This window comes from Methylobacterium oxalidis, assembly GCF_007992195.1.
GTDB lineage: Bacteria > Pseudomonadota > Alphaproteobacteria > Rhizobiales > Beijerinckiaceae > Methylobacterium > Methylobacterium oxalidis.
Genome location: NZ_BJZU01000185.1, coordinates 1 through 6,742 on the forward strand (window position 1 = coordinate 1; position 6,742 = coordinate 6,742).

Annotated in this window: 4 protein-coding genes and 1 pseudogene; 3 read left to right on the forward strand and 2 right to left on the reverse strand. The window is 64.1% G+C overall.

The window, feature by feature from the left end:
- The 3 genes and pseudogenes from MOX02_RS32520 to MOX02_RS28750 form a co-directional block, all read left to right on the forward strand.
- Positions 1 to 161: pseudogene (locus MOX02_RS32520) on the forward strand (gamma-glutamyltransferase); the annotation flags it as partial.
- Between the two features lie 64 nt (positions 162 to 225).
- A complete protein-coding gene (locus MOX02_RS28745; protein ID WP_238178807.1) occupies positions 226 to 1,638 on the forward strand; it encodes an amidohydrolase family protein in 1,413 nt (470 codons plus the stop codon).
- 1,893 nt (positions 1,639 to 3,531) lie between these two features.
- On the forward strand, positions 3,532 to 4,209 hold the full coding sequence (locus tag MOX02_RS28750) for a dienelactone hydrolase family protein (RefSeq protein WP_147029202.1): 678 nt from the start codon (positions 3,532 to 3,534) through the stop codon (positions 4,207 to 4,209).
- Between the two features lie 472 nt (positions 4,210 to 4,681).
- On the opposite strand, the gene MOX02_RS28755 is transcribed toward MOX02_RS28750, so the two are convergent.
- Together MOX02_RS28755 and MOX02_RS28760 are read right to left on the reverse strand one after the other, a co-directional pair.
- Positions 4,682 to 5,590, reverse strand: coding sequence for a LysR family transcriptional regulator (locus MOX02_RS28755; RefSeq protein WP_147029203.1), 909 nt, complete (start codon positions 5,588 to 5,590; stop codon positions 4,682 to 4,684).
- Between the two features lie 635 nt (positions 5,591 to 6,225).
- The gene (locus MOX02_RS28760; protein WP_147029204.1) at positions 6,226 to 6,486 is read right to left on the reverse strand and encodes a hypothetical protein; all 261 of its coding nucleotides are present in this window, start codon (positions 6,484 to 6,486) and stop codon (positions 6,226 to 6,228) included.
- Positions 6,487 to 6,742 lie beyond the last annotated feature (256 nt).

Consider the following 6,742-nt stretch of genomic DNA (forward strand, 5'->3'; position numbering starts at 1 on the left):
AAGACGTGTTCGCGGAACTCGCGGTGCGTGGGCATGAGATCAGCCCCATCCCCGCGCAGAGCCCCCTGGCCGGCCACCCGGGTGCGATCCGCATCGAGACCGATGGCAGCTTGGTCGGCGCTCACGACCCGCGAAGCGACGGCTTGGCCCTCGGCATCTGAGGCCGAGCGGCGCGGGCCCATCGCCCGCTTCGGCGGCACGTTGCACCGGCACGGGAGGGTTACGATGCACAGGGTACGCTGCACATGCGGATGTTCGAGCACCAACCGGCGCGCCTTCCTCCAGGGCATCGCCTCGGCCGGGATGGTTGCGGCGGGCGGCGTGGGTGCCGTTGGCCTCGCGACGGCGCCCATCGCTGCGGCGGCGCAGGCAGAGGGGCGTGCGGACGGAGAGATCCAGCTCCTGGTTCGGCAGGTCCGCATAGCCGATCGCAAGCCGCTGGTGGATCTCGCCATTGGCAATGGGCGCTTCGTTGCGGTGCAACCCAATCTCACCGCCACCGCGCCGCGCGTGATCGATGCCCAAGGCCGAGCCGCGATTCCCGGCTTGCTCGAGCCGCATATCCATCTGGACAAGGCATTGCTCGAACAGCGGATGCCGAACCAGTCCGGCACCTTGGCGGAGGCGATCCGGATCACGGGCCAGTTGAAGGCGCAGCAGGTGCGCGAGGACGTTCTGGATCGCTCCCGAAAAGTCCTCGACATGGCGATACGCAACGGCGTCGTCGCCCTTCGCGCTCAGCCCGACGTCGACCCCATCCAAGGGCTGATCGGCGTCGAGACCGCCCTGGCGCTGGCCGACGAGTACAGAAACGAGCTGGACCTTCAGATCGTCGCCTTCCCCCAGGAGGGCATCCTCAAGGCGCCGGGAACTCTGGCGATGATGGAAGAAGCGCTCAACATGGGTGCGAGCGTCGTCGGAGGCTGCCCGTACAACGAGCGCACCTGGGAGGACACACGGAGCCACATCGACGAGTGCTTCAAGCTCGCTCAGAAGTACGACCGCCCCGTCGACCTCCACGCCGACTTCGCCGACGATACCTCTGATCCCCGCTTCGCGGCGGCGGCCTACATCGCGCAGAAGACCATCGACACCGGATATCAGGGCAAGGTCACCCTGGGGCATATGACCAGCCTCGCCTCTCTGCTGCCCGATCAAGCGCAGCCCGTCCTCGAACTGCTCCAGCGCGCCGATATCAACATTGTTACGATTCCCGCGACGGACACCTATCTCGGCGGCCGGAAGGATCAGGCCAATCCACGGCGCGGCCTGACACCCGTGGCAGCGCTCCGGAAGGCGGGCGTGAACGTGACCTACGCCTCGAACAACATTCGCAATGCTTTCACACCGTTCGGGAAGGTCGATCCACTGCAGATCGGCAACATGCTCGCTCATATCGCTCAGCTCGGGTCGCCAGACGACCAAGCCTATGTTCTTCGCATGGCGACCACGAACGCGGCCCGCGCGATGGGTATTGGCGACAATTACGGGCTCGAGGTCGGCAAACAAGCGGACTTGGTGGTCCTCGACACACCCCATGTCGCAAATGCGCTCTTGGACCTTCCGCCGCGCTCATGGGTCATCAAGAGAGGAAAGATCATTCTAGAGACAAAGCTAGAGGAAATCATTCATAAGTGAATTCTCCTCGGCAGGCGAAATAGAAAAGCGAACGTTTTTAGGCTTCAAAATTTGCAATTTGGAGAGTGGGATGACCCGTCACGGCAATTGAGTTAATTGCCGCAAGATTTTCGCGACTATAGACTAATGTAAGCATTTGGAGCCAGCCACGCAGTGCCGAAGAACGGTTCGAGCGCGAGGCCTTGCGGAACGGCCCACTCGGGCAAGCTCTATTCGAGCGTCGCAGCTATCACCATGAAAGTCGGCTTACGCGAACTCCGTGGCTCGAGAGCGTCCAGCTTACGAACGTCCGCTGCGGGAGTGTCGTCCAGACCGCCTGCATGGCAGCAATGGGTGGTTTGCCGAGGCGTGGCTCCGCAGCGATCTCGGATGCGCAGCTTCAACGAAGCGACAAGCGAGGCGGGGCAAAGCGCGGAGAGTGCGGCTTCGAAACACTCGCGTCCTGTTCTCCTTAGCGATCTCGACACTCAGCGTCGGCCTCTCATCCTGTTCGGCTTTCCAAGCCGCCTCCGCGTCCCACATTCTAGAAGACGGCACGCAGATCCAAATGACTTTGGATCACGTCTTCTACCCGATGCTGCATGTATCGCTCCGGGGCACATGGTATAAGGCTAAGCTTGGTCTATGGGACTGGTCTCACTGGGCCCGCACCAACGTTTATAGAACGGCAACGGGAGAAACAGCGATCATTACTCCGATTGGCGGACCAACTTTCGTTATAGGCTCAGCATCGAATAGAGTTCGAAGGCTAAATCGGGAAGATAGACCTGAGAAATGGATCTACATCGGCGCTTTTGATTGGCGGAACCATGCCGATCAGGCAAGGCGCAGCTTTGATTTCGTCTCGGCTTCTGAGCAGGCAGAATGCATCCCCATGGCTCCTACGGACCGCTCTGTCGGCTGGTACGCGCCTAGACCTGCGGCTCGAAAACACACGTGCCCATCGCCCAATGATGATCGCGCTGCGGCACGTTGATACCAGACTGAAGGTCTGCAGGGGGTCGGGAGCGGCGGGTCAGCGCCTGTCGGCCCAAGGTCGGCTCATGGCGCGAACCAGACCCAAAACCTTCACTGAACGAGCGTCCGCTTTTGGGATTTCGCCGGCTCCGCCTGCACGGCAACATTGGCTGCAAAGCCGAATGTCCGAGGTTCAGCTGGCAGCCAAAGGTTCGATCGCGGAAGAGTTTTGACGTTCGCTCTTCGACCGGCCGTCGGCAGGGTCTATGCCTAAATAGATCGAGAGACGGGGTCAGGTGCCGCGCGGAAAAATTCAGCCGGTGGCGACATGGTGGCGACACGACTGAAAGGACACGAAGGCGGCCTTTTGGCCGCCCGTCCTAAACCCCTCAAGATCAAGGAAAAAATGGTCGGAGCGAGAGGATTCGAACCTCCGACCCCTAGTCCCCCAGAACACGCATCTATGCAGGCAAGTGCCTTTACTTGCTGCATTATTCCATGTTTCACCGCGGCGTGTGGGTAGGATTGTGGGGAGTCGGTGCGCCGCCATTTCGGAGCGGAAGCCGATTGCGGGCAGGATCTCCGAAGCGGCGGCAAAGCGACGCAGCCGAGGGTTGATCCGCCAATAAATCCGAGAAGGTCGGTGCATGAGACCGCACCGGGGCGGCCTGCGCCCCCTCCCCCGGGACCACTCAGGACCGAGAGAAGAAAGAGACAGACAACACCGTAATTCTTTTATCATCACGGGGCTGTTGTCCCGGCAGCCCCCACGGCAGGCCCACAGCGGATGTTGCCGCAACGCCGCCGTCTCGCGAACGGCTAACCCTCGGCATCGGGCAGTCGGATGCATCCTCCATCCGCGGTGAGAGTTGATGCTGCCCATGCGACACCGGCTCTGCGGCCGGGCGCAGCCTCATCAGGAGTACCGCACGAGGCATGCAGAGCTTCACGAGTGGCGGCCAGCGCATCGAGGTCGAGTGGTTCGCCGCCTCGGGCGGCTCTGCAGCAGGAGGAGGCACAGGCACGAACGGCCCGGCCGTTCTGCTCCTGCATGGTGCGGACGGGCTGACCTACGCGGAAGGCTACCGACTGGCCGCTCGCACGATCTCCGCTTCGGGCTACCACGTCGCCTTCCCACACTACCTCGACCGCACGCAGGACAGGCGTGTCGCCTACTCACGGCTCCGCCAGGACTTTCCGCTTTGGGCCACCACCGTGCGAGATGGCGTGAGTTGGCTGGCCTCACAGCCGGGTGTTGAGGCCGGGAAGCTCGGGATCGTCGGGGTTTCGCTCGGAGCGGCGCTAGCGTTCGAGGTTGCTGCATCTGACGCCCGGGTCAAAGCGATAGTGGACTATTTCGGTCCCTTTCCGGAGGGCCTGGCCGCCCGTCAGCCTCGGCTGCCGCCAACCCTGATCCTGCACGGCGCCTTGGATCCAGTCGTTCCCGTCGCGCAGGCGCACGCCATCGAGCGTCTCCTGAAGCAGCAGGGCACTCCTTACGAGATCCGGATCTACCCGGGCCAAGGGCACGGCTTGACGGGAACGACGCAGTTTGATTCGGCAGCTCGGGTCGCCAGCTTCCTGGGTCAACACCTCGGACCCGATCAGGCCTGAGACTGCCTCATCCGGACGGCTGTTCCCATGCGCGCGGGTGAGGTTCGATCTCGCGCCACCTGCGCTCTGCAGCGCATCCGCCAAGAACACCGTTCAGCGGAGCAGCGGATCACGCTGGCGCCGGAGGGCAGCCTTGGTCGCAGTGAGGGCCGGCCGGAAGAGTGACGGTCGAGGTCACAGCTTAGGACGGCTGGCTGGGATCCTGTCCGCAGGACCGAGTGTCCGTTGACCAGAGACAAGCCTTGCGGACGCGCTTTCGGCCCACTTTCCGTACGTCCACTGAGGTATACCCTAACGAACAAGCTGGAGCATGCGCGAGACGCATGACCGTTCCAGAAGGGTCTTAGATGTCGGGTGTGACCGCGTTCGAGACTGCGCGTCTACAGCGGGCTCTTGGTGGCTTTGGAACGTTCCGCTGGGGCAAGCCCTATGGGAACGCTGGCTCCTCCACACGTCGAGCATCGCCCATCTCCTACGCAGCTTCCTCGTCGAGCGAGAAGCGGCTCGCGGGCCACGTGTACTGGCCGAGCGCTGCCACCAGCGCTGCCAGTGGCGAGCACCAGCGCCGCCCGCTCACTGTGACGAGGCAGACCTCCCGCGCGACCACCGGTTCCATCACCGGCAAGAGTGAGAGGCCCGGCAGAGTGGCGGAGAACTCGGGCAGGAAGCACACCCCCATCCCGGCCGCCACCATGCTCTGGATCCAGTCCTCCCGCTCGCTGCGGTGGGAGCGCAGGATCTCGGTGCCCTGCTCGCGCAGGATCTCGGCTAGGTGGTCGCGGAACTCGCAGTTGATCCGTTGCAGGTAGATCTGCCCCGCCATGTCGCGCATCCGGATCGCGTTGCGGCAGGCGAAGTCGTGGGCTGGCCCGCACGCAACCATGAAACGCTCCTCGTAGAGCGGGCTCGCCCGCAGCGGCTCGGGGAAGCCGCGCGGATCGGCCATGATCGCCACGTCGAGCTCGCCCGCGAGCAACATCTCGGTGAGGCGCGCCGGCACGCCCTCGACGAGGGTCAGCTCGATGCCCGGATGCGTGACGCGGAAGTGGTTGAGGAAGCTGACGAAGCGCAGCGGCCCGATCGTGCACATCACGCCGAGGCGCAGCTCCGCGCCCTCAAGGCGCAGGAAGCGCGAGGCCGCGCGCTTGGCGCGCTCGCGCCGCTCCAGCATCTCGCCGAATTCGGGCTCCAGCAGGCGGCCGAGATCGGTCAGGTGCACGTGGCCGCGCTCGCGCGAGAACAGGAGACCGCCTAGCTCATCTTCCAGCTTCTGGATCGCCCGGGTCAGGGCAGGCTGCGTCACGTTGCAGTGGTCAGCCGCCTTGGTGAAGCTTCCGAGGCGCGCTACCGCCAGGAAGTAGCGGATCTCGTGGAGCTCCATCGGCGGCTCCGGGCTTGCTGTTGCGACGACCCCTTCAAGCCATTGCCCGGCGGGGCCGTGGAACATCGGCCTGCCATTGTCCTGACAACGAAGCCGCCGTCGAGGGGAGGCGGCCGTCGGTACGCTTAGGCGCCACTCGGCTCAGCGGGTGAAGCCGGGTTGAGCCAGCGCGATCATGGCTCGATGTGCGAGCAGCCGGTCGAGCTCGCGCAGGACCGCGCATCTGGCACGGCGCTCATGGGAACGTTTCACGGGAGCCTCCCGACATGGATCCCCGGCGCGGTCCTTGAACCAGCGTGACGGAGAAGCGGCGTCTCAATGGGACCGGTGCGGTTCGGAACCAGGGATCACGGAGCCCGGCTTGCCGAGCACGTGAACCGGGGATGGCGGACCACGACCGCCGGCACCGGCTGGGGAATGGCAGGAACTGCGGGGACCCGGATCCGGATCTGGGTGCTGGCGCGGGGATCGAACACCGTGAGGACCATAATCGCCTCCTGTTCATCTATCTTGTCGTGAGGATCGCACCTCTCTCAGGAGCCTGCCGTGACGGGGCTCACACTCTCGGGGGGCATCGGGCGCCCCCCGCGCGGGACGCAGGCCACCGCGGGCTCCAGAGAGCGGCGTCAATGGCCTCAGTTATGCGAATGGTGGTGCAGCATCTCGCTATCGTCGGCGAAGGGGCCCGGGGCGGGAGCGATCCGGACGGACTTGCCCGGGCGCGCCGACTGAACCGAGCGGCCGGCTTCCGGACCGTAGACCGTGTAGCGGGGCGTGACCCCATTCAGCGTCACCGCGCTGCCCTGTCCTTCGGGATGCAGGATCGACTGGGTCCAGGCCTGGGCTGAAGAGGCAAAGGCGACGACGACGGTGCTGGCAAGAAGAAGGCTGCGCATAATCTTGATCCTCTCTGAAGAGAAGCGTGGAAACCATTTCCTCGCTTCCAGGTCAGATCATCGGCGCGGAAGGTCCTGAGGGATAATGCCGTTTGGGTATCGGGACGATGCTTGCTGTGCACCGCTAACGTCGAGTGCTTCGCAGCCCTGCCGCTCCACATCCCATAACGCCCAACCTGCGAGTGCCGAGATGCTGCCGGCCAAGAGCACAACGTCCGCTGAGGTATACCCCAGCGGACGGCCGGAATACCGAACT

Coding starts and splice junctions, on each gene's coding strand:
- MOX02_RS28745 (WP_238178807.1), top strand. CDS start 226: ATGCACAGGGTACGCTGCACATGCGGATGTTCGAGCACCAACCGGCGC.
- MOX02_RS28750 (WP_147029202.1), top strand. CDS start 3,532: ATGCAGAGCTTCACGAGTGGCGGCCAGCGCATCGAGGTCGAGTGGTTC.
- MOX02_RS28755 (WP_147029203.1), bottom strand. CDS start 5,590: ATGGAGCTCCACGAGATCCGCTACTTCCTGGCGGTAGCGCGCCTCGGA.
- MOX02_RS28760 (WP_147029204.1), bottom strand. CDS start 6,486: ATGCGCAGCCTTCTTCTTGCCAGCACCGTCGTCGTCGCCTTTGCCTCT.